Source organism: Duganella guangzhouensis (assembly GCF_009674535.1).
Classification (GTDB): domain Bacteria; phylum Pseudomonadota; class Gammaproteobacteria; order Burkholderiales; family Burkholderiaceae_D; genus Rugamonas; species Rugamonas guangzhouensis.
In genome coordinates this window covers 1-25,085 of sequence record NZ_WKJK01000005.1, presented here as the reverse complement: position 1 = coordinate 25,085, position 25,085 = coordinate 1, and the positions used below count along the sequence as shown (strand labels likewise).

The window sequence follows — 25,085 nt, the reverse complement described above, 5'->3', positions numbered from 1 at the left end:
TGTTTTAAAGTGATTTAGTTCGTGGGGGCTTCCGAGACCAGCGCGATGCGGGCGTAGCCGGCATCGTTCAGCGCGCCCATGGTCTTGACGATGCGGCCGTAGGCCAGCGCCTGGTCGCCGCGCAGGTGGATGCGGCGCTCCTTGTCACCGTCCGCTTCCTTCGCCATCAGCGCCAGCAGCGTGTCCGGCGTGGACGCGGTCTGGTTGACGTAGACCGTGCCTTCGGCGTCGATGCTGACCACGATCGGTGGCTTGGGCTCCTGCAGCGGCTTGGCGTTGGAGGTCGGCAGATCGACCTTGACGCCGGCGGTCATCATCGGCGCCGCCACCATGAAGACGATCAGCAGCACCAGCATGACGTCAACCAGCGGCGTGACGTTGATGTCGCTGACCGGGGTTGGACGGCTCACAGGGCCGGAGGATAAGCGCACGCCCATGTCAGGCTCCCTGTGTCGACAGCGAGGTTACGTTGTGGCCTGCGCGCTCGGCATGGGCCGGCGCTGCGTTGGTCGTGACCACGTCTTCCAGTTGCGACTCCCCTGCTTCCAGTTGACGCGACAACTGCACTTCCACCAGGCCGACCAGCGTAGACAGGCGGCCGGCGTAGTTGTTCAAATCACCGGAGGCGCGGTTGTAGGCCACTACGGCGGGGATCGCGGCCACCAGGCCAAGCGCGGTGGCGAACAACGCTTCGGCGATGCCCGGCGCAACCACGGCCAGGCTGGTGTTGTTACTGGCCGCGATGCCCTGGAAGGCGTTCATGATGCCCCACACGGTGCCGAACAGGCCGACGAACGGCGCCACCGAACCAACCGTGGCCAGTATCGACAGGCCGCGCTGCAACTGCTCTACTTCGACATTGCTGGCGATCTGGCCAACGCGGTTGATGCGTTCTTTGAGACTGTCGCGGCCTGAGTCGCTGGTGTGCAGGTGCAGTCGGTGCGTGACGTGCCATTCGTCGACGATGGCGTGGTAGATGCGGGCAAACGGATCTTGCGCATGCTGTTTCAGCTGCTGCGTCAGTTTGGCCAGCGAGCGCTGTCCCGCCAGTGCGGCGGTCCAGTGCACGGCGTTGCGGCGCAGGCGGGCGAAGCGCACCAGTTTGTCGATGATGACGCCCCAGCTAACCAGCGAGGCGATGGTTAACAGGACCAGAATGGATTTGACGATGACGTCGGCCTGTTCAAACAATTCCAGCGGCGTCAGATGGGCGGTGGCACTCATGGCGTTTCCTTTTCAGTTAATTTTGAAGACGATGTTCCCGGCCAGCAGATAGCTGCTGCCGCCCAGATCGGGCAGGCGCGGGAAAGGTGCGGCGCGGCGGATGGCGTCGCGCGCCGCTTCGTCCAGCGCTTCCACGCCGGAGGACTGGATATCGAACGAGACCAGCGAGCCATCGGGGTTGAGGGTCAGGCGGTAGCCGACCTTGCCCTGCTGGCGGCGCATCTTGGCTTCGCGCGGGTAGTCGGCGTTGCGGTTGATGCGGGCATACACCTGGTTGACGTAGTCGGTGGGGATGCCTTCGGTGCTGATTTGCTTGGGTGCGACGGCGGCCGGCGGCGCTGACGGTGCGGCCGGTGCCGGGGCCGGTGCTGCCGGCGTGACCGGGCCGGGTGGCGCGGCTTGCACTGGTGGCGCCGGAGGCGTATAGGTTTCTGCCTTGGCGGCCGGCGCGTCCACGGTTTTCGGTTGCGGCAGCGGCTGGGCGACGGGTTTGGGGGCGCTCAGCGTAACCTTGTCCTTCACCGGTTCCGGCTTCGGCGGCGTGATCTGCTTGGGTTCGGGCAGGATGCGGATCAGTTCCACCACCGGTGGCGTCAGCGGCGGCTTGACGACGCCGGTGGACCAGCCCAACACCGCCAGCAATGCCGCGCCATGGATCAGCAGCGTGCCGGTGGCGCCAGGACGACGCCACCATTGCGGACCGCTGCCGGCGCCGAGGTAGGACGTGGCGAAGCCAGCGCCGTAGGCGGCCAGCGCATTGACGCCGGTATCGCGCCCGGCGGGGACGGTCGAGGCGCCGGCACTGGCGGCGCGGCTGGAGGCGGTGATGGTGGCGGTGGACATGGTCGCTCTCCCTGTCAGTCTAAAGAATCCGGCTCTTCGCGCGTGATGACATCCCACAGCGGCTGGAAGCTGAACCAGCCGCCGGCCTCGGAACCCATCTGCTTGGAGGTATGCAGCGCCACGTCATGCGGAATCGGCTTGGTCGGGCCGGCCGCCTCGGACAGCAGCTGCGCATGCGCCGCGTTCTCGAACGCGATGTAACGCCACACCGCCGACTCCACCGACTCGCCCACCGTCAGCAGGCCGTGGTTCTGCAGGATCACCGCCTTGCGATGGCCGAGCGTCTCGGCGATGCGCTGACCTTCGCTGGCATCCAGCACCACACCGCTGAAATCCTGGAAGATCGCGTGATCTTCATAGAAAGCGCAGGAATCCTGCGTCAGCGGGTCGAGCAAACGGCCCTGCGCGGCAAACGCTTTGCCGTACAAGCCATGCGAGTGCGCCGCCGCGATCACGTCCGGACGCGCCTTGTGCAGCTCGGAGTGAATCGCAAACGCCGCGCGGTTCAGCAGGCCGTCGCCTTCAACGATCTTGCCCTCATGGCTGACCAGCAGCAGGTCCGAGGCACGGATATGGCCGAAGTAGACACCGGCCGGATTGACCCAGAAGTGATCCGGGAATTCCGGATCGCGCGCGGTGATATGGCCGGCGCCGCCCATGTCGAAGCCGTAGCGGGCGAACAGCCGGAACGACACCGCCAGCCGCTCCTTGCGGTGCTGACGCTGCGCTTCAAAGCCTTCCGGCTCCGGCGGACGCGCGAAAATGATATTGCCATTCTCATCGCGCGGCGCGCTGTAGATGGCGGGACGCGGGTACTGCTTGCCGACCGCGCGCAAATGGGGGCGCGACAGCGGCGCGGAATACAGTGGTGCAGAGCTGCTCATATGGAATCCTCTATCAGTAGCCGCGCGCGGTATCCACCACGTCGGTCAATGGTTGTCCGCTGCGGAAGCGGTCCAGGTTCAGCACAAACTTGTCGATCAGCGCGGGCACGATCTGGTCGGTGCTGGGTGAAATATGCGGTGACAGGCGCACACGCGGATGGCCGTAGAGCGCATGCCCCGCCGGCAGCGGCTCGGGATCGGTCACGTCCAGCGTGGCCAGCGCGATGCGGCCCTCGTCCACCGCGTCCAGCAATGCCTGATGGTCGATCAGGTTGCCGCGCGCGATGTTAATCAGGTGCAGATTCGGCTTGGCGTGGGCCAGCGTGGCGCGGTTGATCGCATGGCGCGTATCCGGCGTCGATGGCGCAGCCAGTACCAGATGGTCCGAACGCGCCACCAACTGCTCCAGCGTATCCACACGCTCCACTCCGGGCACCTCGAACGGCGCATCCGAGCGGCGCAGCGCCACCACCTTGATGCCCAGCGCCAGCGCGCGCTGCGCCAGCGCCTGGCCAATGGAGCCAAAGCCGTACAGGCCCAGCGTGGTGCCGTCCACCAGCCCAAGCTGGATGCGGCGCCAGTCGCTGGCCTGTCCCAGCCAGATCTCAGGGACACGCTTGGCGGCGGTGAAGATCGCCGCCAGCACGTATTCGGCGATGGCGATCGATGCCGTCCCGCGCGCCGACGTCACCACCGGGCCGTCGAACAGCCAGTCCGGGTAGTAGTCGATACCGACCGAAGCCAGTTGCACCCAACGGACATCGCTCCAGCCGCGTGGCGCCGGCGTTTCCTTCAGCGTCTGCCCTTTCGGCGCCGGCAACGCGAACAGCACGTCCGCGCCAACCGGCAGTTCGGTCAATGGCCCCGGCGCCACGTCGCGCACCGCCAGGCCGGTGCGCTGTGCCAGCAAGGCATTGACCTTGGGGTCGAACTGACTGGCTACGATCAAATCATTCTTCACTGCGCTCATCGCCTCTGCTCCGTTATGCCGCCAGTCGTTTGTCCTGCGCTTCGCGTTCGGCGATAGCCGCGCGCACCAGCGGAATCAGTTCGCGGCCGTACTGCAGCGCGTCCTGAATCGGATCGAAGCCGCGAATCAGGAAGGTGGTCACGCCGATTTCCCAGTACTTGACCAGCGCATCGCGCACCTGCTCCGGCGTGCCTACCAGGCCGGTCGAATTGCCGGACGCCTTGGTCAGCGCGGCGATGCCGGTCCACAGCCGTTCATCCACCACCTTGCCTTGGGCGGCGGTTTCCAGCAGGCGCTTGGCGCCGACGTTTTGCGGTTCGGTCGGACGCTTGCTGAAGTGGACGTTCTGCTTCACGCGCTCGGTGGCGGTGGCCAGGATGGCGTCGGCCTTGGCCCATGCCTTTTCCTCGGTCTCGGCCAGCACGGGACGCAGCGACAGGCTGAAACGAATCTTGTCGGCGCGGCCATGCTTGGCGGCGGCGGTGCGCACGCGGGCGATGGTGTCGGCCACCTGCGCCAGCGATTCGCCCCACAGCGCGTAGACGTCGGCGTGCTTGCCGGCGACTTCAATCGCGGCGTCGGACGAGCCGCCGAAGTAAGTCGGGATATGCTGGTCGCGCACCGGGCGCACGCCGGCGTTCTGGCCTTTGAAGTGGTACAGCGGACCATCGTGGTCGAACGGACCTTCCGAAGTCCAGGTCTTCTTCACCACGTCCAGGTATTCGTCGGTGCGCTGGTAGCGTTGATCGTGATCGAGGAAGTCGCCGTCGCGCTGCTGTTCGGTGTCGTCGCCGCCGCTGATGATGTGGACCGCCAGGCGGCCGTCGCTGAAGTGGTCCAGCGTGGCGAACTGGCGCGCCGCCAGCGTTGGCGCCACAAAGCCCGGACGGTGCGCCAGCAGGATGCCCAGCTTGTCGGTCTGCGAGGCGATGTAGGATGCCACCTGGAAGCCGTCCACCGAGGCGCTGCTGTGCGCCACCAGCACGCGGTCGAAGCCGGCGTATTCGTGGGCGCGGGCCACCGCGCCGAGGAAGGCTTTGTTGACGACCGGTCCTTGCGGCAGAACGGTTTCGCTGGTTTCCTGGGTGGCGCTAAAGCCGATAAATTCGATACTCATGATGCGTCCTTTGCAGTGATGTTGGAAATGCCGGCGACGCCGGAGGTGGAAGCTTTACGGGCTGCGGCACGCGCGGCGAAGGCGGCGCATCCGCTGTTGGTCAAAATCGTGTCGTTTTGCGGCGTGTGGATGCGGCTGCACAGCACGTCGCGGTAATAGCGTTCCAGCGGATTGGCGCGCGACAGGCCGGGATTGCCGCTCAGTTCAATCGCCTTTTCCACAACCTGGATCGCGGTGTTGGTGACCAGGTATTTGATGCGGAACGCGTCTTGCGGCGGCACAGCGCCATTGGCGGCGGCGTCCAGCAGCACGCGGTTGGAGAACAACCAGGCGTCCAATTGGCCCAGCGCCTCCTGAAAGCGCGGCAGGCTGGCCAGGGGTGCGCCCAGATTGGCCGGCACGCGTTCTTCAAGCCAGGTCGCCAGCCAGTCGCGCGCATTGCGCGCCACGCCGTCGTAGATGGCGGATAACAGTACGGACATCCACAGCAGCAGCGAGGCGTCCAATTCGGGTGAGCTGCCGGCCGGGTTGACGTCCACCGCGTGATCCAGCGGCACCAGCACGTCGTCAAACACCACTTCGTGGCTGCCGGTGGCGCGCATGCCGAGATGGTCCCAGCTTTCGTTGATGGTGATGCCAGGTGTATCGCGGTGTACCAGCCAGCTGCCGACCAGCGGCTCGGCATCGTCGCTGCGCGCCCACACCGCCAGCCAGGTCAGGCGCGGGATGCCGGTCGAGTAAATCTTGGTGCCGCTGATGCGCCAGCCCTCGGGCGTGCGGCGGGCGATGGTGCCCGGCAGGCCGCCGCGTGCCGGCGTGCCCAGTTCCGGCTCGACGCGCAGCGCGTTAATCAGGGCACCGTCACGCAGCGTTTCTTCGTTCACGCGCTGCAGCAGATGCTGCGGCCATTTGTTGCCGCGACCCGAGGCGTGGTGCAGATACTGCATCACCAGCACCAGCGCGGTCGATGGCTCGCCACGGGCGACGGCGGCGATCACGCGGGTGGTCTGCGCCAGATTGGCACCCAGGCCGCCCAGCGCACGCGGCACGGTCAGGCCGAGCAGGCCCAGTTCATGCAGGCGTTCGAAGTTCCGGTGCGGGAAGCTGCCGTCGCGGTCGTACTGTTCGGCGGTGGCGGCGAATTCGGCGCTCAGTTGCTCCAGCAAGGCGGCGAATTCCGCGCTGTCCAGCTGGTGGCTGTGTTCTGCGGTAGGCAGTCGGAGGACAGAAGTCATGGTCAGATCGAGAAGTTACTGAAGTTGAACGGCGTGATGATCGGCGCGGGTGCGGCGGGCGTTTCCGGTTGCGCGGAGGCCGGCGTATCGAGCTCCACGCCCAGCAGCTGCAGCAGTTGTGCGCGCACTTGCTGGAAGCGTGGCGCGTCGGCGCTGCGCGGGCGCTGCTGGGTAATGGCGATGTCGGCGGCGATGCGGCCTTGTTCCAGCACCAGCACGCGGTCGGCCAGCAGCACGGCTTCGTCGACGTCGTGCGTCACCAGCAGCACCGACGGACGATGCTGGCGCCACAGCGACAAAATCAGCTGGTGCATGCGGATGCGGGTCAGCGCATCCAGCGCGGCAAATGGTTCGTCCAACAGCAGCAGTTGCGGCTCGCGCACCAGGGCGCGGGCCAGCGCCACGCGTTGTGCCTCGCCGCCGGACAGCGTGGCTGGCCAGGCGTTTTCGCGGTGCGCCAGTCCCACCTCTTCCAGCGCGGCCAGTGCGCGCTGACGCGGATGGTCAATCTTCAGGCCGAGCGTGACGTTGCGCCAGGCGCGCTTCCACGGCATCAGGCGCGGCTCCTGGAACACGGCGGCGCGGGCCTGTGGCACTTCCAGCGTGCCGGAGCTGATGCGGTCCAGCCCAGCCAGTGCGCGCAGCAACGTGGTCTTGCCGGAGCCGCTGCGGCCCAGCAGCGCGACGAATTCGCCGGCGCGGATTTCCAGGTCCAGGTTGTCGAGGATGGTGTTGGCGCCGAAGCGCTTGCTCAGCTGGCGCGCCTGTACCGGGCTGCGTGGCAGTGCCGGCGCGTCGACCGCGTCTTCGTGGCGTGCCTTGACGCTGCCGAGGTTAAGGGAGAACGTCGTCATGCTTTATTCCTTGATGAAGGTCGGGCGCCATGCCAGCGCATAGTGTTCGATGCCGCGCACCAGCAGGTCGGTGGCGAGTCCCAGCAGGCTGTAGACGATCAGGCAGACCACGATGACGTCGGTGCGCATGAAGTCGCGGGCGTTGTTGATCAGGTAGCCCAGACCGGCGGTGGCGTTGATCTGCTCCACCACCACCAGCGACAGCCAGCTGACACCCAGCGAGTAGCGCAGGCCAATCAGGAACGAGGGCAAGGCGCCGGGCAGGATCACGTGCACGATCTGCTGTGGATAGCTGAGGCCAAACAAACGCGCCGCTTCCACCAGCTTGGCGTCGATGCCACGTATGCCGCTGTACAGCGTCAGATACATCGGGAAGGTGGTGGCGTAGGCGATCAGCGCGATCTTGGTGAATTCACCGATGCCGAACCACAGGATAAACAGCGGCACCAGGCCGAGGAAAGGCACGGTGCGCGCCATCTGCATCGACGAGTCGATCGCCACTTCGCCCTGGCGCGACAGGCCGGCCACCAGTGCCAGCGCGGTGCCCAGCACCAGCGACACTCCCAGGCCGGTCAGCACGCGCTGCAGCGACACCAGCACATTGCTGCCGATTTCGCCGGAAGCGATCAACTCGCCGAGGGTGATGAAAATCTGCGAAGGCGCCGCCAGGATACGTTCCGGCAGGATGCCGGTGCGGGAGGCGGTCTCCCACAGAGCCAACAGCACCAGAGGGCCGATGGCGCGGCGGAAGACTTGTAGATGAAGCGTTGAAACCGACATGTTTGCATCCCTATTCAAGCTGTTAAAAGCTAGTATAGGGAGCAAATGATTATGATAAAACTAATCGTTTCAACTAATGATATATGATTTTCAGGAATAATTTTGTCGCGTTATCTTGCGACAATTTTGAGTGGTGATTCGGCAAACGCGTGCTCCACCGCCTGCGCGAAGAAGTCGATCGCGTGCTGCACCGGGCCTGGTTGCACCGGTTGCACCAGCCAGATATCCAGCACCGGCTTGAAGTCGGTGACGTTGACGATATCCAGCTGCGAGCGATGCCGGCTGCGCTCCAGTATGGGGCGCGGCATCAGCCCCAGGCCAATGCCGCTGGCCGCCAGCCCCAGTTGCAGATCGGTGCCGAAGGTCTCCAGGTTGATCTTGAACGACAGCCCCTGCTCCGCCAATGCGCGCGCCAGGCCGGCGCGGAAACCGCAGCCGTCCGGATTGAGCACCCAGCCGGTGCTGAAGATGTCGCGCAGCTTGTAACTGCGCTTCGGCATAGCGTCCTTCTTGGCCACCACCACCAGTTCGATGCGGCCCAGCGCACGGCCGGACAAACCCTCCGGCAGCACTTTGGTGGCCGGGAATAGCGCCACCGCCGCGTCGATCTCGCCCTTGGCCACCCGCTCCACCAACTGCGAGCCCCAGCCGGACGACACCTCGGTGTGCAGCTCCTTGAAGGTGCGGTTCAGCTTTTGCAGTGTATCCAGCAGCACCACGTCGCCGATAGTCTGGATCACGCCGATGCGGAATACGCCGGTGGGGGCGTGGTCGGCCTGTACCAGAGAGCGCAGGCGCTCGACTTCCTGCAGCACTTTGCCGCATTGTTCGAATACCTGGCGTCCCATGGCGCTGGGCTTGGGCGGCTTGACGGTGCGGTCCAGCAGCTCGACGCCCAGCGCCTGTTCAAGATTCTGCACCCGCCGGGTAATGGCCGATTGTGTCAGCCCCAGAGCCTCGGCCGCGGCGCTCACCGATTGGCTGCGCACCACGGCCACGAAGGCGCTGATGTCATCTATTTTCATATCGTTTTCAAAGTAAGCCATACGAATTCAGACGTCATCTTAACAGCATCAGAACTTGTAGCTGGCGCGCAGGTAGTAATACCCGCCGTTGAAGGGTATCTGCGCCGACGAGGTATCGTACTGGTAGACGCCGAGGTAACGGTTGGTTTCCGGCAGCTTGCTTGGATAGACGTTGAACAGATTGTTGGCGCCAGCGGCGACTTGCCACTGCTTCGACACAGCATAGCGCACCTCCAGATCGACCAGCGTTTTCGGCGCGTTTTCAACGTGGTTGAACACCGAGGTCGAATAGATATTCGGGCCGGTATAGAAGGTCGCTTCGGTCGAGGTTTTGCCGTAGCGGGTGGCGTGCAGGCTCACGCCCCACGGATCCAGCGTCCACACGCCGCCCAGTATCAGCTTGTTCTTCGGCGTGGCGGTGGTCAGGTAGCCGACCTGCTGGGCGTTCAGCAGCGTCTTGCCGTTGCCATCGACGCCGACGCGGGTGACTTTGCTGGTGTTGATGTTGGCGCTGGCGTCCCAGTCGATGCGGCCTGCGCTCCCCAGGTTGGTCGGATAGTTGGCCACCAGGTCCAGGCCCTGGGTGCGAGTGTCGGCGCCGTTGGCGAAGTAGCTGGCGCTGACCGAGGACAGGCCGCTCGGCAGCGTGATACCGGCCGCGCTCAGGGCGTCGATCGCGACCTGGCCGGTGTAGGTGCCGCCCTGGATGATGCGGTCGCGGATTTCGATGCGGTAGGCGTCCAGCGTCACGTGCAGGTTGTCGAGCGGCTCCACCACCAGGCCCAGATTGTAGCTGCGCGATTTCTCCGGCTTCAGCGGCAGCGCGCCCAGTTTGCGCGCGGCGTCGGAATTGACCGCCAGTTGGCCGCCGGCGCTGGTCGGGGATACCGCCAGGGTGCTGAAGTATTCCTGCGCCAGCGACGGCGCGCGGAAGCCGGTGCTGGCGGTGGCGCGCAAGGCCACGCGTGGCGTGAACTCGTAGCGGCTGGACAGCTTGGCGTTGGTGGTGCTGCCGGCGTCGCTGTAGTGCTCATAGCGGGCCGCCAGTTCGCCTTCCCACTGCTTGGTGAAGTTGGTGGAGAAGTCGGCATAGGCAGCGCCGATATTGCGCGAGTGCTTGCCGGCGCTGGATGGCGACAGGCCGGGCAAGGCTTGCGCGCCGCTGCCGTAGTAGGAGGCGGCGTCGCCGGCGCCGATGTCATAAGTCTCGCGGCGGAATTCCGTGCCCAGCGCGACGTTGAGGTCCGCCGGCAGCGCGCCGGTATTGAAGGCGCGGGCGATGTCGCCGTTGACCGCCTGCTGCGTGTTCTTGAATTGCGACAGATGGAACTCGGTCGGCGTCGAACCGGTGGCAGCGTACAAGTCGGTGTTGACCGAGTCGGTCATATTGATCTTGACGCTGTCGGTGCCCCAGGTGCCGCTCAGGTCCCAGCGCCAGCCGGCCAGGTCGCTGCCCTTGATGCCGGCGGTGAGGCTGGCGTCGGTCTCGTTGCTGGTTTCGACCGGGCTGAAACCGTTCGGATAAACCTGCGGCAGCTTGGATGGCAAGCGGTAGTTCTGGATGCTGGCGCCGGCGCGGTGGGCGGCGGTGGCGAAGGCGTAGACTTCGACGTCCTTGCTGATATTGATGCCGGCGTTGGCGCCGAACGATTCACGGCGGATGTACGGGTCGCCCAGCGTCTGGTTGGCGTAGGTGTTGGTGCGGTTATCGATGCCGCTGCGCAGGCTATGCTCATGGCGGCGGTATTCGGTGCTGAGGTGCAGGAAACCATCCTCGCCCAGCTGGATGCCGGTATCGGCGGCGCCACCCAGCGTGAAACCGTCGCCTTTGTAGTATTGGCCGCTGGTGGCAGTGACATTGCCGCCGTTGCTCTGGTTTTTCAGGATGATGTTGATTACGCCGGCGATGGCATCGGAGCCGTATTGGGCGGCGGCGCCGTCGCGCAGCACTTCAATGTGGTCGACCGCGCTGACCGGAATCAGGTCGATGTCGACCGGGGTCGCGCCCTGCTGCGAGCCGGCATCGACGGTGATGTTGGCCGAGGTGTGGCGGCGTTTGCCGTTCACCAGCAGCAGCACGTGGTTAGGGCTGAGGCCACGCAGCGTCAGCGCGCTGGTGAGGTTGGCGGCGTCGCCGGTTTGCGCGAGCCGGCTGATCGACGGCAGCAGCTTGACCAGCGCGTCGCGCAGGTCGGTCTGGCCGGTGCGTTGCAGGTCTTTGGCGCTGATGACGTCAATAGGGCTCAGGCTTTCGCCGGCCGAGCGCTGGATCGAGCGGGTGCCGGTGACCACCACGTCCTGGATCGCGCCGGCGGCGGCGGGCGTGTTGGCGCTGGCGGCGTCGGCGCCGTCCACGTTGTCGGCGGACCAGGCGGGAGCGGCGAGGTACAGCAGGGAGATGGTTAGCGCCAGCGGCAGGCGGCGCGGGGTGTTCGATTGCGATTGCTTCATGCGGACTTACTCCAGTGTGATGGCGGTTTTATTTTTTGACGCGGGCGGCGATCAGGTCGATTTCGACCAGGGCGCCAGGCAATGGCAGTGCGGCGACTTGCACGGCGGTGCGGGCGGGTTTGTTGGGTTGTTCGGCGGTGCCGAAGAATTGGCCGAAGGACGCGTTCAATCCTTTGAAATCAAGCTTGTTATCCAGTTTGGGATCGCCAACCAGGAATACCCGCAGCGAGACCACGTCGGCAAAGCTGAGACCTTCGTTGGCCAGCGCGGCTTTCAGGCGGTTCAGCACCGACAGGGTTTGGGTCTGGGTGTCGCCGTCGACCGATTCCGGCAGCACGCCGCTGAAGTAGACGGTGTCGGCGCCGGCCGGCACGCTGACCGCGACCGAGATCGGGAAGTTGGAGTTCGGGATCGGCGTGCGCTTGATCTGTTGGGCGTGGGCGGTGCAGGTCAGCATCAAGGCGGCCAGCAGGAGAGAGATTTTCATGGTGAGTCCTTTCAGGTTGATTTAGGCGGCGGCGCGTTTCGGTACGGCTTCGGCCACGCGGCGGGCAATGGCGGCGACGGCGTGGTGGCCGGACAAGGCGGCGCCCTCCTGCCAGGCGCCGATCTGGCTCAAATACTCGCCGGCGAAGTGCACCCGGCCTTCGTGCTGGTTGAGTCGCGTGTATTCCTTCTCGGCCGGCGTGGCCCAGTGCACCCACGAGCCCAGGCTGTATGGCACTTTGTGCCAGGTCACGCTGACGGGTTTCTGCAATTCCGCGCCATGGCCCGGATGCACGCGATCGATCACGTTGCGCGAGTAGGCGAATTGCGCGCTCAGTGGCTGCGCGGTGAAGTCGCGCGCGGCCTGGCCGATGTTGTAGCAGCCGACCACCACGCCGGTCTTCTTGTGGAAGCCGCCGCTTGGATACCAGATCAGCGCCGTATCGGCCTTCACCACCGAGATGCCGCCGTAGATCTGGTAATCCGTCTCCCAGAAGCGGCGCGCGTTCCAGGCGATTTTGCTGGCGGTGTCGTAGTGGATGTTGTTGATCGCCTCCTTCACGTCCGGCGCGAAATTGGTTTCCACCTGCGCCAGCACCGGCAGCGGGAAGGTGACGATGGCGTAGTCCGCCGACAGCGTCTGTTGCTTGCCGCTGCTGCGATCGCGCACCACCACATCCACGCCCTGCTCCTTGTTGCGGATGGATTTGACTTCGGTGTTCAGGCGCGCGACTTCTTTCAGGCGCTGGTAGAACGCGTACGGAATGCGGTCCATGCCGCCCACCGGTTGCAGCATGGTGGGCTGGAAGATCAGCAGTTCGTCGAAGATCAGCGCGGTCCACAGATCGGGATCGAGCAGCGCTTCCAGCGGCAGGGGTTCGTTGCGCTCGCCCACTTGCTCGGCGGAGCCGGGATAGACCTTGTAACCGGAACGCTCGCTGCCCTTGAATTCCGCCTGCGGCGTCAGATCGCCGTAGACTTTGAGGAAGTCGACCAGCTTGGCGCGGTCGTCGGCGCTCAGTTCCTGATCCAGCGCGCCCTTGTTGGTGGCCTTGGCCAGCAGCTCGGACACGTGGCCGCGCGCGTCGTTGATGGCGCGGCGCAGTTGGATCGGCTTGGTGCCCTTGGCGGCGTCGGGCAGGAAGTAGGCGCTGCGGCTGGTGTTGACTTCCGCCTCCAGCTCAACGCCGAATTCGCGGCAGTAGCCGAGGATGGTCTGGTGGTGACTCGGCAGGCGCGCCGGGCCGGCGTTGAAGTAGTGACCAGGTTCGAAGTCCGCGACCTGGGTGGTGCCGTCGTTGAGTTCTATGCGGGTGCCGTTGCGGATGGTCCAGTTGCGGCCACCGACGCGGTCGCGCGCTTCGATCAGTTGCACCTGATAGCCGGCCTTGCGCAGTTCGTAGGCCGACACCAGGCCGGCGATGCCGGCACCCAGCACCAGCACTTTGATGCCCTTGCCCGAGCCGGGCGCCAGGCTCAATGCCGGCGCCGCGCCTGCCGCCGCCGCGATGGTGGGGGCGCCCAGGCCCAGCGTGGTCATGGCTGCGGCAGCCGCCGTGTAGCCGCTGGTGGCGGCCAGCTGCATCAGGAAATTCCTGCGTGTGACACTCATAAATCGCTCCAAGTGATGAATTTGAAACGATCTTATGTCGGGCCAACATTATGTATAAACTAATTATTTAGCATAATCAAATATGAAAAATAAGAATAATGTCTTTACATAGCCAGACTACTGACAAAAACTGACAGTGGGCGCGGATAGACTCGGGCTTCTTCTTTTTTGATGGAGTCTGTATGAAATTTTCGTCCGTTCGTCTGGTGACCGAGCAGTTTGAGGCTGTGCTGGCGTTTTATCAAAACCTGTCCGGGGTCGCGCCGGTTCGGCTGGCGGATGGTTTTGCGGAGTTGCGGCAGGACGGTGCGACACTGGCTATCTCGTCGCAGCAGTTGGTGGCGCGTTTTAACGGCGGGGCGGCGGTCGCTGCGGCCAACCGCTCGGCCATTCTGGAGTTTGAGGTGGCGGATGTGGCGGCGGTTCTCGAACGTCTGCCAGCCGATGTGGCAGTGGTGCAGCCGATTACCCGTATGCCTTGGGGGAACCTGTCGCTGCTGGTGCGCGATCCGGAAGGTAGTCTGGTCAACGTGTTCTCAAAGCCGTTATAAGAATAGACGAAAGCATTCGTTCCAACACGGGTGGCGGCGGGCGTAGCATGAGGAGATAACTATCTTCAGGAGTGCCATCATGCGCCGCCGTACTTTGCTGTCCCTGCTTTCGCTGTTGCCGTTTGCCGCGCTGGCGCAGAAGACGCCGTCCAATTTGCGCATCGGTTATCAGAAGTCGTCCACGCTGCTGACGGTGCTGAAGGTGCGCGGACAATTGGAGCAGGATCTGGCGCCGTTGGGCGTGAAGGTGAGCTGGCACGAATTCTCCAGCGGCCTGCCGCTGCTGGAAGCGCTCAACGTCGGCGGCGTCGATCTGAGCGCGGACGTGGCGGACACGGTGCCAGTGTTCGCGCAGGCGGCCGGCGCGCAGCTGACCTATTTTGCGCAGGAGGCGCCCTCGCCTTCGGCCCAGGCGATTGTGGTGCGCGCCGATTCGGGCATCAACAGCGTGGCCGATTTGAAGGGCAAGAAGGTGGCGGTGACCAAGGCCGCCGGCTCACACTATCTGCTGATTGCGTCGCTGGACAAGGCGGGCCTGCGCTTCAAGGACATCGAACCGGCCTACCTGACCCCAGCCGATGGCCGCGCGGCCTTTGAGCGTGGCGCGGTGGCTGCCTGGGTGACCTGGGACCCGTATCTGGCCGGCGTGCAGAATCAGTCGCAGGTACGGATTCTGGCCGACGGCCGCAATGTCGCGGACTATCAACGCTACTATCTGGCCTCGACCAAATATGCGGAAGTGCATCCGGAGGTGCTGGCGGTGGTGTTCGAATCGCTGCGCAAGGCCGGAAAATGGGTCAAGCAGTCGCCGCGCGAAGCGGCCGAGCTGCTGGCGCCGGCCTGGGGGCTGGATGCGAAAACGGTGGAACTGGCCAACAGCCGCCGCAGCTACGAGGTGCGGCTGGTAGTGAAGGATGCGCTGTCCGAGCAGCAGCGCATTGCCGATGCCTTCTACGGCGAGGGTCTGCTGCCACGCAAGCTGGATGCCACCGCCGTGCCGCTATGGCGCCTGCGCTAGGCGATCTGCGGATAGCCGGCGGCCACCGCCTCGGCTTCCAGGCGCCGGATGCGCTCATAGTCCGCATCCGTGCGATATTCAAAGGCGTTGATGCGCACTTCCTGCATCAGCGTGAGCAGCGCCTCGCTGGGCGATAACAAGGCTGCGCGCAAGGCCGCCACCAATTCATCAGGCACGGCGCGCGATGCCACCAACGGCAAGCCCGGCGAGGACGCCGACCGCCCCACCACCTTGGTCCCGCACAGAAAGCCCGGCGTTTCGGCACGCAGATAGCCATAGGTGACGCAATCGATGGCGGCCAGGTCGGCTTCGCCGGCACGCAGCATGCGCATGCTGCCGACATGGCTGCCGGACCATTTCACTTCACCGAAAAATCGACCGTCGCGCGCCAGCGGCGCCACCGCGTGACGCAGCACGTTCATGCCGCTGTTTGAATGCGCTTCGTTGACCGCCACCACACGGCCGCGCGCCTGTTCCAGTTCACGCACGCCGCTGGCGGTGCGGGCCAGGATCAGGCTCGAATAATCGCTGCCATCGCAGCCGGGGAAATCGAAACAGGGCGTGGCGACCAGCCGCACCGTGTCGGCCAGCATGGTCACGTAGGGATAGCCGCAGGTCTGCGTCAGCAGCACGTCGTCGCGACGCCAGAACGCCGGCAAGTCGGATGGCGCCACCAGCTCGGCGCGCACGCCGGCATCGGCCAGCAGGCGCTCCAGCAATGTCTCGTACCCGCGCTGCAGGCGCGGCGAGACGTTGTACATCGGCAGGGCTACTTTCCAGTTCATTCAGGCATATGCGGGTGGACGGGGGCATCGATCGGCCGGAAGCCGTAGCGGCGCGCCAGTTCGCCATAACCATCGATCTGAAAGCCGCCGCTGCGGGCATTATAAGCCTCGCGCCGCGCCGCATACACGCGCGGCAGCAGATACCACGGCAGCGATGGCAGGTCGTGGTGCACCAGGTGCAGATTATTATTCAGGAATAGTACGCGGAACAGCAGGCCGGCATCGTTCAGCACAATACGCTGCTTGTGATCCTCAGCCGGACGGTGTTCATAGTAGGAACGCACCATCGCCAGCGACTGCGCCGGATACGAGATCGCCAGCACATACCACCATGCGGCCACGCCAAATTCCGCCTGCACCCACCACAGCAACCCGGCCAACAGCGCCAGATGGCGCAGCCACACGCCGGCGTCGCACAGGTCGCCGCGCGCCAGACGGCGTGCCGCCCCGCTCCAGGTGACGGCGATCGCCAGCGCCGGGCCGACCAGCATGCGGCCCCAGAAGGTTTTATTCAGCCAGTGCAGTGCGCGCAGCGGCGCCTTCATGGCGGCCCATTCGGCCGGCGACACATAGGTGCTTTCGGCGTCCAGCGCCGGCATGGTCAAATCGAAATCGTTGTGGTGGCGCAGATGGCTTTCGCGGTAGATCTCGTATGGATACCACACTGCCAGCGGCAGGTAGCCGAACAGCCGGTTGAACCAGGGCCAACGGGTCGGATGGCCGTGTATCAGCTCGTGCTGCAGCGACATGTACCAGGCGCACCACCAGATCATCAACAAAGTGGCAATACCGCTGCCCAGCAGCCGCCAGCCGGCCAGCGTGGCCAGCCAGCCGCCATGAATCACCACGATCAGCAGCCAGGTCGGCCATTCACCGCGCCACGCCGGGCGCTGACGTTCGGCCGTTACCTCGGCCTGCTGTGCGGCGTCTATCCATGCTTGCATCCTGCGCTACTCCGACCATGATCCAATGGCCGAGTATAGGCAGGGTCAACTCATCTGGAAACGAATGAAAGCGCGCTAGTTTATGCGGAATTTGCGTGGTTCCTAGGTGAAGCAGCGTACAGCCGTGGCGGCGTGCGGCGCGCACAATCGCTTCCATGGATACGCAAACCAACATCATCAAACCGCGCAAATACCCGCCCGCCGCCTACGCGATGCATCGGCAGATGGTGGCGGTGCGGCGCGCCATGTCGGCGGCCACTGTGGAGGAGTCGCAAAGGGCGGCGCGCTGGGCGCAGGCGTGGTATCAGCTGGTGCAGCGCAAGCTGGACCAGCTCCAGCAAGCGCCGCGCTACTTGCATTAGGCGGGGGAGTAGCAGCCGCCGGCGCGACGTTCCATCGCATGGCGGTCAAGCACGATGACGGTGCCGCGGCGGTATTCGATCAAGCCCTCTTCCTGCAGCTTGCCGGCGCAGCAGGTGATGGATTCGCGCCGCACGCCCAGCATGTTGGCGATCATCTCCTGGGTGACTTTCAATTCGTTGGACAGCGAACGGTCCAGCCGTTCCAGCAGCCAGCGGCACAGCCGCTGCTCGATGCTGCCGTGACGGACGCCGGCCACGGTCTGCGCCAGTTGCGCGAACAAGGCCGAAGTGTGGCGCATCAGCTGCTGCGCCAGCGCGCCGCCGCTGAAGAATGCCTGGCGCAGCACCGATGTTTTGATGCGGTAGCCGTAGCCGGCGCTTTGCACCACGGCGCTGCAGTTGGCGCGCTCGTTTTCATACATGGCGACGCCGACCACGCCCTCGCGGCCGACCACCGCCACTTCGGCCGCGCCGCCGTCCTCGGTCATATACTGCAGCGAGACGATGGCGTTGGTCGGGAACCAGGCGTATTCCATGGTGGCGCCGGCGTCGAACAGGCGTTTGCCGGCTTCCAGCGGCACCAGATCGAGATGGACGAACAGGTCGACCAGTTCTTCCCGCGACAGGGCGCGCAGCAATTCGTTTTGCTGGGCACCGGTCAGGCTGATGACCGGCGCGGCGCTGTTCTGCATGGCGCGTGGGATGTTGGCGGAAACGGAAGTTTGCTGAGCTGCGTACATGGTGGACCTCGCTGTGTTTTTCAATGTTCGATGAATAACACTATAGCCGCGCTATGTGCGCTGGATTATAGGAGCACGGTTCAGCCTTATGTAGGCTGGGAACATAGGTGTTTGTCAGCCTGGTCCTACGAGACGTTGCACATCGCTATCACGATAGCGGTAACCATAGCTGCCGAGCCGCAGTTGCAAGTCATTGAAGATCACGCCCTGCAGCGCGGCGTCGGCCTGGTTCAGGCGCCGCACCGCTTCCAGAATGTCGGTCTGGCCATTGACGCCGGCGCGCACCACCAGGAACACGGCGCCGGCCTGGGCGCCGATCACCAGCGCGTCGGCCAGCGCCAGCACCGGCGGCGGATCGAGCAGGATGATGTCGTACTCGGCCTCGGCGCGCGCCAGCAGCGCGCCAAAGCCGGCTTGCATCAGGAATTCGGCGCGGCTGGACGGCAGGCTGCCGGTGGCGATGAAGTCCAAGCGCGGCAGCACGTTGCGGTGCACGATCTGATCCAGCGGCGCCGGCGCCAGCATCGCCTCGCTCAGGCCGGGCGCGTGCGGCAAGCCGAAGTAACGGTGCAGGCAGCCGTTGCGCCAGTCGGCGTCGATCAGCAGCACGCGCTGGCCGCCGGCCGCGATCACCGCCGCCAGATTGGCGCTCAGGAAGGACTTGCCCTGCCCCGGCAGCGGACTGCCCAGCATCACCGCCTTGTTCTTATAGCCGGGCAGCGCGTGCAGCAAGGCGGTGCGGAAGACCCGCAGCGCCTCCACCGCCACGTCCTCCGGCTGATCCTGCGTCAGCAGCGGCAAGCGTGGCGCCGACGGCTTGCGGTGCTGGCGGTTCAGCTGCGCCTGCGCGCTGCTGTGCGGCACCACCGCGTGCACCACGCCGGCGCCCAGCAGTTGTTCCAGCCGCTGCGGATCGCGGATGCCACCCTGCCAGTAGTCACGTGCCAGCGCCGCCAGGCCGCCCAGCAGCAGACCGCCGAGGGCGCCGAGGGCGACGATCAGCGCGCGGTTGGGCCGCAGCGGCCGGTCCGGCGCCACCGGCGCGTCGACCAGCCGCACATTGCTGACCTGCCCGGCCGACACCAGCCGCAATTGCTGGGCGGTGTTGGCCAGCGCGGTGTACAGCTCGGTGTTGACCTTGATGTCGCGCGCCAGCCGGGTGGCGCTCTGTTCCAGCGCCGGCATGCCTTCGATGCGCTGCAGCGCCGCGCCGATTTCGCGTTCGACGCCACGGATCTGCGCCGCCACCCCCTGCATGATCGGATGTTCGGGGGTGTAGCGCGCCAGCAGTTCGATGCGCTTCTGTTCCAGCTCGGCGTGGCGCTGGCGCGCGCTGGCCACACGCTGCAGGCTGATGCGGGCTTCCTCCGCCAGGTCGACCGTGCCGTGCTGCTGGCGGAAGCGGCTATAGTCGTCCTCGGAGCGCTCCAGTTGCCGCTTCAGCTCGGGCAGCTGGGCGTTGAGGAAGGCCAGCGAGCGCTCGGCCTGCTCCAGCTTGCGGGCGCGGTTCTGGCGCAGGTACTCCTGGCCGATTTCGCTCAGCGTGTCGCGCGCCAGCGCCGGCTGGGCGGAGCGCAGCCGCACCGAAATCACGCCGGACTGGCGGCCCTGCTCGCTGACCGTCATGGCTTGCTGCACCCGTTCCACCGCCGCCTGCGGCGTGATGCGCATCAGCCGGAAGCGGGTGCCGGGCAGCGCCTGCAAACGGCGCACGGTCAGCGTCAGCGGCCCCCAGGCGGTGGCCAGCGTCAGCGGCGCGCCGACCCGGCCGGTGGCGGCGATGCCCTCTTCCTCGGCGGCCAGCTGGTAGCCGTCGCCGGCGCGCGCGGTCAGCACGAAACCATGGCCCAGCAACGCCGGCGGCGGATGGAAGGCGGCGATGTCGATCCGTTCGCCGCCCCAGCCGTAGCCGCCGTAGCCGAACACGCCGGGCGGCAGCAGCGCCGGACCGGGCCAGTCGGCGAGCCAACGGTCCAGCAACGGCAGGTAGCGCGGCGCGGCGTCCAGGTCCAGCCGCAGCCGCAGCACCGCCGGCTCGATCACCGCGCGCGAGCGCAGCAGCTCCATCTCGGCCACCGCCTCCTTCTTGGTGTCGAACAGCGAGGAGACGTCGTTGAGGATGTTGCGGGCGGCGTTCGGATTGCCTTCTTCGACGTGGAACAGCATATTCGCCTCGTACACCGGGCGCGCCAGCAGCGCGTAGGCGCCGGCGCCCAGCAGGCAGGCCAGCGCCACCAGCAGCGCCAGCCAGCGGTGGGCGCGCAGCGCGTCCAGATGGTGACGCAGATCGAGCGCTTCGTCGCGCGCGCCGCGTTCGGGGATGGCGGTGCCGCCGATGCGCAGTGTGGCGCGCGGCGGGCGGAACATGGCGGGTAGCGGCATGGCGGCGTCCTCCGCTCAGCGCGCCGCGCCGACCGCCGACGACAATGCGCCGGGGAAGATCTGGCTGATGTTGCGGTGCCAGTTGGCCAGCCGGGTGGCGGCCACGTACACCACGTCGCGCGGCTCCAGCTCGAACGCTTCGGCCATGGCCAGCGCACCGGGGGCGCGCGCGTCCAGCTGGAACACCCGCGGTTCGCCACCGACGCGGCGCACCACGAACACCTGGCGGCCGTCGCCCTGCGGCGTCAGGCCGCCGGCCTCGCCCATCGCTTCGTTCAGGGTCAGGCGGCCGTTGTGCATGGTCAGCGCGCGCGGCGCCACCACTTCGCCGGAGATGAACACCTTGCTCTCGTCGCGCGACGGCACATGCAGCACGTCGCCATGGCGCAGCAGGATGCGGGCCGGGTTGACGCCCTGCTGCATCAACAGCGGCAAATTGAGTGGATAGCGCTGCGCGCCGCGCTCCAGCAGCAGCCGGCTCTGGTCGGCCGAGGGTAGCGCGCCGCCGGCGCGGTTCAGCGCTTCCACCAGCGTCATCGGCAAGTCGTTGATGGCTTGCAGGCCGGGCTCCTTGACTTCGCCGTCGATGTAGATGCGCTGGCTGCGGTAGGCCTGCACCCGCAGCGTGAGCACCGGCTGACTGAGATAGCGCGCCAGCCGCTCGGCCAGCAGCGCACGCGCCTGTTCCTCGGTCAGGCCGGCCAGCCGCAGTGTGCCGGCGTAGGGAAACTGCACCAGGCCGTCGTGGTCGACCACGAAGCCGGCGGACGGCACGCCAGCGCCGGCGGCCGAGGGCGGCGCCGATTGTGCCTGCGCGGCCGGCGCGCCGGCGCCCAGTTCCGGATGGTCCCACACCACGATGGTGAGGATGTCGCCCTGGCCGATCTGGTAAGGCGCAGGCTGATCCACCAGCAAGGCGCTGACGTCCTGGCGGCCGCGCGCGGCGCGGCGTTGCTGCTCGGCCTGCAGCCAGGGCGGGTCGATGGGCTGTACCGCGACCGCCGGCACGCCGGGGCCGAGCCCGGCATTTTCTTCCGCCATATAGCCCTGGCTGCCCGCACAGCCGGCCAACACCAGTCCGCTGAATATCCAGAGCCTCATTTCCCCTCCCGTTGATGCCCAACCCTAGGCTAGTCCGGCCGCCGGCGACGCGCCTGCGCTGCGTCAAGCGCGCGGCGGGAACTCCTGGTGCCTAGCGGACACAGGTAGTGACATCTTTCCTACGTATAAATAATTCCTTGCCAGCCGGAACAAACACAATTGATCCAAGTCAAAACTTGTCCATTCATCCCGAACAGGAAGGAACTTTTCATGTTTAAACGGTTTCAATTCCAGGCAGTGCTGCTGAGTTCCGCGTTGGCGGCTTGTGGCGGCGGCAATTCGTCGTCGCCACAGGCTGGAGCAACGGATCAATTGGCGGCTTCCACCATCAGCGCTCAGGACAACCAGGCCATGGAGCTCGCCACCACCCCCGTCACCACGCTGGCCAGCGCGGTGGCCACGCCGAATCTGGCCTTGTACCAGCCGGTCAGCGTCTCGTCGGCCGAAAGCAGCGCCACCGGCGGCGGCTACGCGGTCGACGGTCAGGGCAGCACGCGCTGGAGTTCGCAGTTCAGCGACAGCCAGTGGATCGCGGTCGACCTCGGCGCCGCCACCGCCATCAATCACGTCACGCTGCAATGGGAAACAGCGTACGGCAAGTCATATGCGCTGCAGACCTCGACCGACAACGTCAACTGGCGCACCGTGTACAGCAACGGCAACGGCGGCGGCGGCACCGAGGAGGCGCGCTTCAGCGCCACCAGCGCGCGCTGGGTGCGCATGCTGGGCTACCAGCGCGCCACCCCGTGGGGCTATTCGCTGTATGAGCTCAAGGTGTACAACGACGCCGGCGGCGGCAGCAATCCGCTGCCCACCGATGCGATCTTCGCGCCCGGCAGCTTCTGGTATCAGCCGATTCCCGCCAACGTGACGCTGCACGCCAACTCGGCCGGCTATGTGGCGGACTTCCTGCGCCAGATCCGCACTTATTATGGCAACGTCACCATCAACACCACGGCCTATGCCAGCCCGGTGTTCCAGCCGCCGGCCGGCATCGCCAGCGTCAAGGTCACGCAGTGGGATTGCCAGCACAAGGGCTATCTGGACAGCAGTCTGGCGCAGCAGTGGGCCAGCGTGCCGGTGCCGTCCGCCGCCACGCCGTCCGACGGCAGCGATGGCGAGATGACAATCTATCAGCCGTCCAGCAATACGCTGTGGGAGTTCTGGCAGGCGCGCAAGGTGTCGGGCCAGTGGCAGGCGTGCTGGGGCGGACGGATGACGAATGTCGCGGCCAGCAGCGGCATCTGGCCGCCCGGCTATGGCACCACCGCCACCGGTCTGCCCTTCATCGGCGGTCAGATCACGGCCGAGGAGCTGAAGCGCGGCGAAATCCGCCATGTGATCGGGATCGCGCTGGTGGACCTGGAAAAGGCCGGGATTTATTCATGGCCGGCCAACCGTTCGGATGGCTACAACCCCGGCAACGCCGCCAACCGCATTCCGGAGGGCAGCCGCTTCCGCCTCGATCCGAACCTGAACGTGGAGGCGATCGCGATGCATCCGGTGGCGCGCATCATCGCCAGGGCGGCGCAGAAGTATGGCTTCGTGGTGTGGGACAAGGCCGGGGCGATTTCGCTGCGGGTGCAGAATCCCAAGTCGTACACCGCGCTGGGCCAGGCCGATCCGTACACGGCGCTGTTCAACGGCACGCCCAACTACGCGCTGCTGAACGGCTTCCCGTGGGATAAGCTGCAGTTCCTGCCCAAGGACTACGGCAAGCCCTGAGGCTTGCGCGGCAACAGCCGCGCCAGCATCGCGGCCAGCAATAGCAGCAGCGCGAACGGCAGGCCGTGCACCAGGTAGCGCACGGCCAGCCGGCGCGGTTCCTGCCACAGCCGGCAGGCCCACTCCAGCCCGGCGCGCTGGGCCCAGCGTGGCGCCCGACGCAACCGTCCGGCCAGCAGGCTGAAGCTGATGCCAACGCCGATCCACCAGGTGCGCGGGAAGTCGGTGCGCAAGCCGGCGATCAGGCGGTCCTGGCGCGGGCAGCCCAGCGCGACGTAGACGATGTCGGGCTGGGCACCCTGCAGTACCTGGCGCAGCGCCGTCAGGTGGGCCGGGTCGCGCTCGAAGCCGGGTGGCGGATACCAGGTGCCGGCCACCTTCAGTTGCGGGCACTGCGCGCGCAACCGGGATGCCGCCTGCTCGGCGGTGCCGTCGTCGCCGCCGAGCAGGAACACCGAATAGCCGTGATGGGCGGCGCGCGCGCTCAGATTGTGGATCAGGTCGGCGCCGGTGACGCGCTGTGGCAGCGGCACGCCTTGCAGCGCGCTGGCCCACACCAGCGGCATGCCGTCGGCCACGAACATGCTGGCCGGCCGCACCAGTGCGCGGAACGCGGCGTCGAACACGTAACGGCGCAGGATGTCCAGGTTGGCGGTGACGATCCAGCCGCCGCGGCGCGCCGCCAGCGCCTGCATCACGCGCTCGATGCAGGCGCGCTCGTCGACGCGCGCCAGCGGCATGCGGAACAATTCAACGATGTCGGGTTCCATGGCGCCTCCTGTCGGTCGGGTGATATGCTCACGTTAGGTCAGCGGCACGCCAACCGTTTGAGCCACGCCAATGCGGCGCACGGAACCAATTCAAACTGTTTATACCGTTTTCTCCGATCGAAAAAAGTTCCGTCGCGCCGCTCTGCGCTGCATCAAACGGCGCGCGTGGCGGCCGGTCTACCATGGCCGCATCGTCGATCACCGGAGCGCGCCATGAATGTTTCCGCCAGCGTTAGCTGGATTGCCGTGGCCCAGGCGGTCCGGCTGCTGTCCCAGATGTTGAGCCTGGTCGTGCTGGCGCGCCTGCTGCCGGCCGCCGCCTACGGCCTGATGGCGATGGCGATGACGGTCACCAATCTGGCCTTTCTGTTCCGCGACCTCGGCACCATGGTGGCCATCATCCAGCGACGGCGGCTGCCGGCACTCTTGATCAGTTCGCTGTACTGGCTGAACCTGGCGCTGGCATGGCTGCTGGCGTTGCTGCTGGCGGCGCTGGCCGGACCGCTGGCGGCGGCCTACCAGGCGCCGCTGCTGGCGCCGGTGCTGCTGGCGCTGACGCTGGTGTTTCCACTGTCCGGACTGGCGGCGGTGCAGCAGGCGCTGCTGGAGCGGCGCTCGCGCTTCCGGCTGCTGGCGCGGATCGAGGCGCTGAGCGCGCTGGGCGGGGTGACGATCGCGCTGACGGCGGCGGCGCTGGGCGCCGGGCTGTGGAGCCTGGTGCTGCAAATGCTGGCCGCCACCGCGCTGAGCGCACTGCAACTGCTGCGCGCGGTGCGCTGGCGGCCGCGCCGCCGCTTCAGCTGGCGGGCGCTGCGCCAGGTGCTGGATTTCAGCGGCCATTTCCTGCTGTTCCAGGGGCTGAACTATGTGCAGCGCAATGCCGACAGCGTGCTGATCGGCCGGCTGCTGGGGCCGGTGCTACTGGGCTGGTACGCGATGGCGTTCAAGGTGATCCTGTTTCCGTTACAGCACATCAGCGCCGCCGCCGCGCGCGCGCTGGTGCCGGCCATGAGCCGCTGTCAGGATCAGCCACAGCGGCTGGCCGGCTTGTATTTGCGCGCCAGCGGCATGATGGCGCTGCTGACGGCACCGCTGATGGCCGGGCTGTACGCGCTGCGCGAGCCGTTCGTGCTGCTGGCGCTGGGGCCGGCCTGGAGCGCGGTGGTGGCGCTGGTGCCGTGGCTGGCGGCGCTGGGGCTGATCCAGGCGCAGGCGGCGATCCCCGG

Annotated in this window: 24 protein-coding genes; 5 read left to right on the top strand and 19 right to left on the bottom strand. The window is 66.2% G+C overall.

Annotated elements, in window-relative coordinates; all coding sequences use genetic code 11:
• Nucleotides 1-14: 14 nt before the first annotated feature.
• From tolR to GJ699_RS10755, 13 genes are all read right to left on the bottom strand, one after another.
• Nucleotides 15-437 carry a protein TolR gene (gene tolR, locus GJ699_RS10815; protein WP_154375993.1) on the bottom strand — a complete coding sequence of 141 codons (423 nt, stop codon included), beginning with the start codon at nt 435-437 and terminating at the stop codon, nt 15-17.
• A 1-nt stretch (nt 438) separates the two neighbouring features.
• Entirely contained in the window at nt 439-1,224 is a 786-nt protein-coding gene (locus tag GJ699_RS10810; protein ID WP_154375991.1) for a MotA/TolQ/ExbB proton channel family protein, read from the bottom strand.
• 12 nt (nt 1,225-1,236) lie between these two features.
• Nucleotides 1,237-2,067 carry a TonB family protein gene (locus tag GJ699_RS10805; protein WP_154375989.1) on the bottom strand — a complete coding sequence of 277 codons (831 nt, stop codon included), beginning with the start codon at nt 2,065-2,067 and terminating at the stop codon, nt 1,237-1,239.
• A gap of 14 nt (nt 2,068-2,081) precedes the next feature.
• Complete coding sequence (locus GJ699_RS10800) at nt 2,082-2,951, bottom strand: class II aldolase/adducin family protein (RefSeq protein ID WP_154375987.1); 870 nt, start codon at nt 2,949-2,951, stop codon at nt 2,082-2,084.
• A gap of 13 nt (nt 2,952-2,964) precedes the next feature.
• The gene (locus tag GJ699_RS10795; protein WP_154375985.1) at nt 2,965-3,921 is read right to left on the bottom strand and encodes a D-isomer specific 2-hydroxyacid dehydrogenase family protein; all 957 of its coding nucleotides are present in this window, start codon (nt 3,919-3,921) and stop codon (nt 2,965-2,967) included.
• Nucleotides 3,922-3,934: 13 nt separating this feature from the next.
• Entirely contained in the window at nt 3,935-5,038 is a 1,104-nt protein-coding gene (locus GJ699_RS10790; RefSeq protein WP_154375983.1) for an LLM class flavin-dependent oxidoreductase, read from the bottom strand.
• Nucleotides 5,035-6,273, bottom strand: a complete 1,239-nt coding sequence (locus GJ699_RS10785) for an acyl-CoA dehydrogenase family protein (protein WP_154375981.1) — start codon at nt 6,271-6,273, stop codon at nt 5,035-5,037. The genes GJ699_RS10790 and GJ699_RS10785 overlap by 4 nt, the downstream gene beginning before the upstream one ends.
• Before the next feature lie 2 nt (nt 6,274-6,275).
• Nucleotides 6,276-7,127, bottom strand: coding sequence for an ABC transporter ATP-binding protein (locus tag GJ699_RS10780; RefSeq protein ID WP_154375979.1), 852 nt, complete (start codon nt 7,125-7,127; stop codon nt 6,276-6,278).
• 3 nt (nt 7,128-7,130) lie between these two features.
• Nucleotides 7,131-7,907 carry an ABC transporter permease gene (locus GJ699_RS10775; protein WP_154375977.1) on the bottom strand — a complete coding sequence of 259 codons (777 nt, stop codon included), beginning with the start codon at nt 7,905-7,907 and terminating at the stop codon, nt 7,131-7,133.
• Between the two features lie 110 nt (nt 7,908-8,017).
• Entirely contained in the window at nt 8,018-8,932 is a 915-nt protein-coding gene (locus GJ699_RS10770; RefSeq protein WP_154375975.1) for a LysR family transcriptional regulator, read from the bottom strand.
• 48 nt (nt 8,933-8,980) lie between these two features.
• Nucleotides 8,981-11,383, bottom strand: a complete 2,403-nt coding sequence (locus tag GJ699_RS10765) for a TonB-dependent receptor plug domain-containing protein (protein WP_154375973.1) — start codon at nt 11,381-11,383, stop codon at nt 8,981-8,983.
• A 28-nt stretch (nt 11,384-11,411) separates the two neighbouring features.
• On the bottom strand, nt 11,412-11,870 hold the full coding sequence (locus GJ699_RS10760) for a RidA family protein (RefSeq protein ID WP_154375971.1): 459 nt from the start codon (nt 11,868-11,870) through the stop codon (nt 11,412-11,414).
• A 21-nt stretch (nt 11,871-11,891) separates the two neighbouring features.
• Nucleotides 11,892-13,481, bottom strand: coding sequence for a flavin monoamine oxidase family protein (locus tag GJ699_RS10755; RefSeq protein ID WP_154375969.1), 1,590 nt, complete (start codon nt 13,479-13,481; stop codon nt 11,892-11,894).
• 182 nt (nt 13,482-13,663) lie between these two features.
• On the opposite strand from GJ699_RS10755, the gene GJ699_RS10750 reads away from it, so the two are divergent.
• Both GJ699_RS10750 and GJ699_RS10745 read left to right on the top strand, forming a co-directional pair.
• Nucleotides 13,664-14,032 carry a VOC family protein gene (locus GJ699_RS10750; RefSeq protein ID WP_154375967.1) on the top strand — a complete coding sequence of 123 codons (369 nt, stop codon included), beginning with the start codon at nt 13,664-13,666 and terminating at the stop codon, nt 14,030-14,032.
• A gap of 79 nt (nt 14,033-14,111) precedes the next feature.
• Nucleotides 14,112-15,050, top strand: a complete 939-nt coding sequence (locus GJ699_RS10745) for an aliphatic sulfonate ABC transporter substrate-binding protein (RefSeq protein ID WP_154375965.1) — start codon at nt 14,112-14,114, stop codon at nt 15,048-15,050.
• Here GJ699_RS10745 and GJ699_RS10740 read toward each other — a convergent pair.
• Nucleotides 15,047-15,835 (bottom strand): phosphate/phosphite/phosphonate ABC transporter substrate-binding protein, encoded by a 789-nt coding sequence (locus tag GJ699_RS10740; RefSeq protein WP_154375963.1) that lies wholly within the window; start codon nt 15,833-15,835, stop codon nt 15,047-15,049. The two genes, GJ699_RS10745 and GJ699_RS10740, sit on opposite strands and share 4 nt — an antisense overlap.
• The gene (locus GJ699_RS10735; RefSeq protein WP_154375961.1) at nt 15,832-16,779 is read right to left on the bottom strand and encodes a fatty acid desaturase; all 948 of its coding nucleotides are present in this window, start codon (nt 16,777-16,779) and stop codon (nt 15,832-15,834) included. The genes GJ699_RS10740 and GJ699_RS10735 overlap by 4 nt, the downstream gene beginning before the upstream one ends.
• 155 nt (nt 16,780-16,934) lie before the next feature.
• On the opposite strand from GJ699_RS10735, the gene GJ699_RS10730 reads away from it, so the two are divergent.
• Nucleotides 16,935-17,141, top strand: coding sequence for a hypothetical protein (locus tag GJ699_RS10730; protein WP_154375959.1), 207 nt, complete (start codon nt 16,935-16,937; stop codon nt 17,139-17,141).
• Here the strand turns inward: GJ699_RS10730 and GJ699_RS10725 are convergent.
• The 3 genes from GJ699_RS10725 to GJ699_RS10715 all read right to left on the bottom strand — a co-directional run bounded on the left by GJ699_RS10725 (nt 17,138) and on the right by GJ699_RS10715 (nt 21,364).
• Nucleotides 17,138-17,881: a Crp/Fnr family transcriptional regulator gene (locus GJ699_RS10725; protein WP_154375957.1), complete on the bottom strand. Its 744-nt coding sequence runs from the start codon at nt 17,879-17,881 to the stop codon at nt 17,138-17,140. The two genes, GJ699_RS10730 and GJ699_RS10725, sit on opposite strands and share 4 nt — an antisense overlap.
• Nucleotides 17,882-17,995: 114 nt before the next feature.
• Nucleotides 17,996-20,263, bottom strand: a complete 2,268-nt coding sequence (locus GJ699_RS10720; RefSeq protein WP_154375955.1) for a polysaccharide biosynthesis tyrosine autokinase — start codon at nt 20,261-20,263, stop codon at nt 17,996-17,998.
• A gap of 15 nt (nt 20,264-20,278) precedes the next feature.
• A complete protein-coding gene (locus GJ699_RS10715) occupies nt 20,279-21,364 on the bottom strand; it encodes a polysaccharide biosynthesis/export family protein (RefSeq protein ID WP_154375953.1) in 1,086 nt (361 codons plus the stop codon).
• Nucleotides 21,365-21,574: 210 nt separating this feature from the next.
• On the opposite strand from GJ699_RS10715, the gene GJ699_RS10710 reads away from it, so the two are divergent.
• The gene (locus tag GJ699_RS10710) at nt 21,575-23,089 is read left to right on the top strand and encodes a discoidin domain-containing protein (RefSeq protein WP_154375952.1); all 1,515 of its coding nucleotides are present in this window, start codon (nt 21,575-21,577) and stop codon (nt 23,087-23,089) included.
• On the opposite strand, the gene GJ699_RS10705 is transcribed toward GJ699_RS10710, so the two are convergent.
• Nucleotides 23,074-23,859, bottom strand: coding sequence for a WecB/TagA/CpsF family glycosyltransferase (locus GJ699_RS10705; protein WP_229262058.1), 786 nt, complete (start codon nt 23,857-23,859; stop codon nt 23,074-23,076). The two genes, GJ699_RS10710 and GJ699_RS10705, sit on opposite strands and share 16 nt — an antisense overlap.
• A gap of 213 nt (nt 23,860-24,072) precedes the next feature.
• Between GJ699_RS10705 and GJ699_RS10700 the strand changes: the two genes are divergently transcribed.
• Nucleotides 24,073-25,085: oligosaccharide flippase family protein (locus GJ699_RS10700; protein WP_195763517.1), on the top strand; the 1,013-nt coding region annotated here is incomplete at its 3' end.

Excerpts from the sequence above, each read along its gene's own strand:
- GJ699_RS10765 (WP_154375973.1), bottom strand. The coding sequence starts at position 11,383 with ATGAAGCAATCGCAATCGAACACCCCGCGCCGCCTGCCGCTGGCGCTA.
- GJ699_RS10715 (WP_154375953.1), bottom strand. The coding sequence starts at position 21,364 with ATGAGGCTCTGGATATTCAGCGGACTGGTGTTGGCCGGCTGTGCGGGC.
- GJ699_RS10740 (WP_154375963.1), bottom strand. The coding sequence starts at position 15,835 with ATGAACTGGAAAGTAGCCCTGCCGATGTACAACGTCTCGCCGCGCCTG.
- GJ699_RS10730 (WP_154375959.1), top strand. The coding sequence starts at position 16,935 with ATGGATACGCAAACCAACATCATCAAACCGCGCAAATACCCGCCCGCC.
- GJ699_RS10735 (WP_154375961.1), bottom strand. The coding sequence starts at position 16,779 with ATGCAAGCATGGATAGACGCCGCACAGCAGGCCGAGGTAACGGCCGAA.
- tolR (WP_154375993.1), bottom strand. The coding sequence starts at position 437 with ATGGGCGTGCGCTTATCCTCCGGCCCTGTGAGCCGTCCAACCCCGGTC.
- GJ699_RS10725 (WP_154375957.1), bottom strand. The coding sequence starts at position 17,881 with ATGTACGCAGCTCAGCAAACTTCCGTTTCCGCCAACATCCCACGCGCC.
- GJ699_RS10780 (WP_154375979.1), bottom strand. The coding sequence starts at position 7,127 with ATGACGACGTTCTCCCTTAACCTCGGCAGCGTCAAGGCACGCCACGAA.
- GJ699_RS10795 (WP_154375985.1), bottom strand. The coding sequence starts at position 3,921 with ATGAGCGCAGTGAAGAATGATTTGATCGTAGCCAGTCAGTTCGACCCC.
- GJ699_RS10775 (WP_154375977.1), bottom strand. The coding sequence starts at position 7,907 with ATGTCGGTTTCAACGCTTCATCTACAAGTCTTCCGCCGCGCCATCGGC.
- GJ699_RS10755 (WP_154375969.1), bottom strand. The coding sequence starts at position 13,481 with ATGAGTGTCACACGCAGGAATTTCCTGATGCAGCTGGCCGCCACCAGC.
- GJ699_RS10710 (WP_154375952.1), top strand. The coding sequence starts at position 21,575 with ATGTTTAAACGGTTTCAATTCCAGGCAGTGCTGCTGAGTTCCGCGTTG.
- GJ699_RS10720 (WP_154375955.1), bottom strand. The coding sequence starts at position 20,263 with ATGCCGCTACCCGCCATGTTCCGCCCGCCGCGCGCCACACTGCGCATC.
- GJ699_RS10705 (WP_229262058.1), bottom strand. The coding sequence starts at position 23,859 with ATGGAACCCGACATCGTTGAATTGTTCCGCATGCCGCTGGCGCGCGTC.
- GJ699_RS10800 (WP_154375987.1), bottom strand. The coding sequence starts at position 2,951 with ATGAGCAGCTCTGCACCACTGTATTCCGCGCCGCTGTCGCGCCCCCAT.
- GJ699_RS10805 (WP_154375989.1), bottom strand. The coding sequence starts at position 2,067 with ATGTCCACCGCCACCATCACCGCCTCCAGCCGCGCCGCCAGTGCCGGC.
- GJ699_RS10810 (WP_154375991.1), bottom strand. The coding sequence starts at position 1,224 with ATGAGTGCCACCGCCCATCTGACGCCGCTGGAATTGTTTGAACAGGCC.
- GJ699_RS10770 (WP_154375975.1), bottom strand. The coding sequence starts at position 8,932 with ATGAAAATAGATGACATCAGCGCCTTCGTGGCCGTGGTGCGCAGCCAA.
- GJ699_RS10750 (WP_154375967.1), top strand. The coding sequence starts at position 13,664 with ATGAAATTTTCGTCCGTTCGTCTGGTGACCGAGCAGTTTGAGGCTGTG.
- GJ699_RS10745 (WP_154375965.1), top strand. The coding sequence starts at position 14,112 with ATGCGCCGCCGTACTTTGCTGTCCCTGCTTTCGCTGTTGCCGTTTGCC.
- GJ699_RS10790 (WP_154375983.1), bottom strand. The coding sequence starts at position 5,038 with ATGAGTATCGAATTTATCGGCTTTAGCGCCACCCAGGAAACCAGCGAA.
- GJ699_RS10785 (WP_154375981.1), bottom strand. The coding sequence starts at position 6,273 with ATGACTTCTGTCCTCCGACTGCCTACCGCAGAACACAGCCACCAGCTG.
- GJ699_RS10760 (WP_154375971.1), bottom strand. The coding sequence starts at position 11,870 with ATGAAAATCTCTCTCCTGCTGGCCGCCTTGATGCTGACCTGCACCGCC.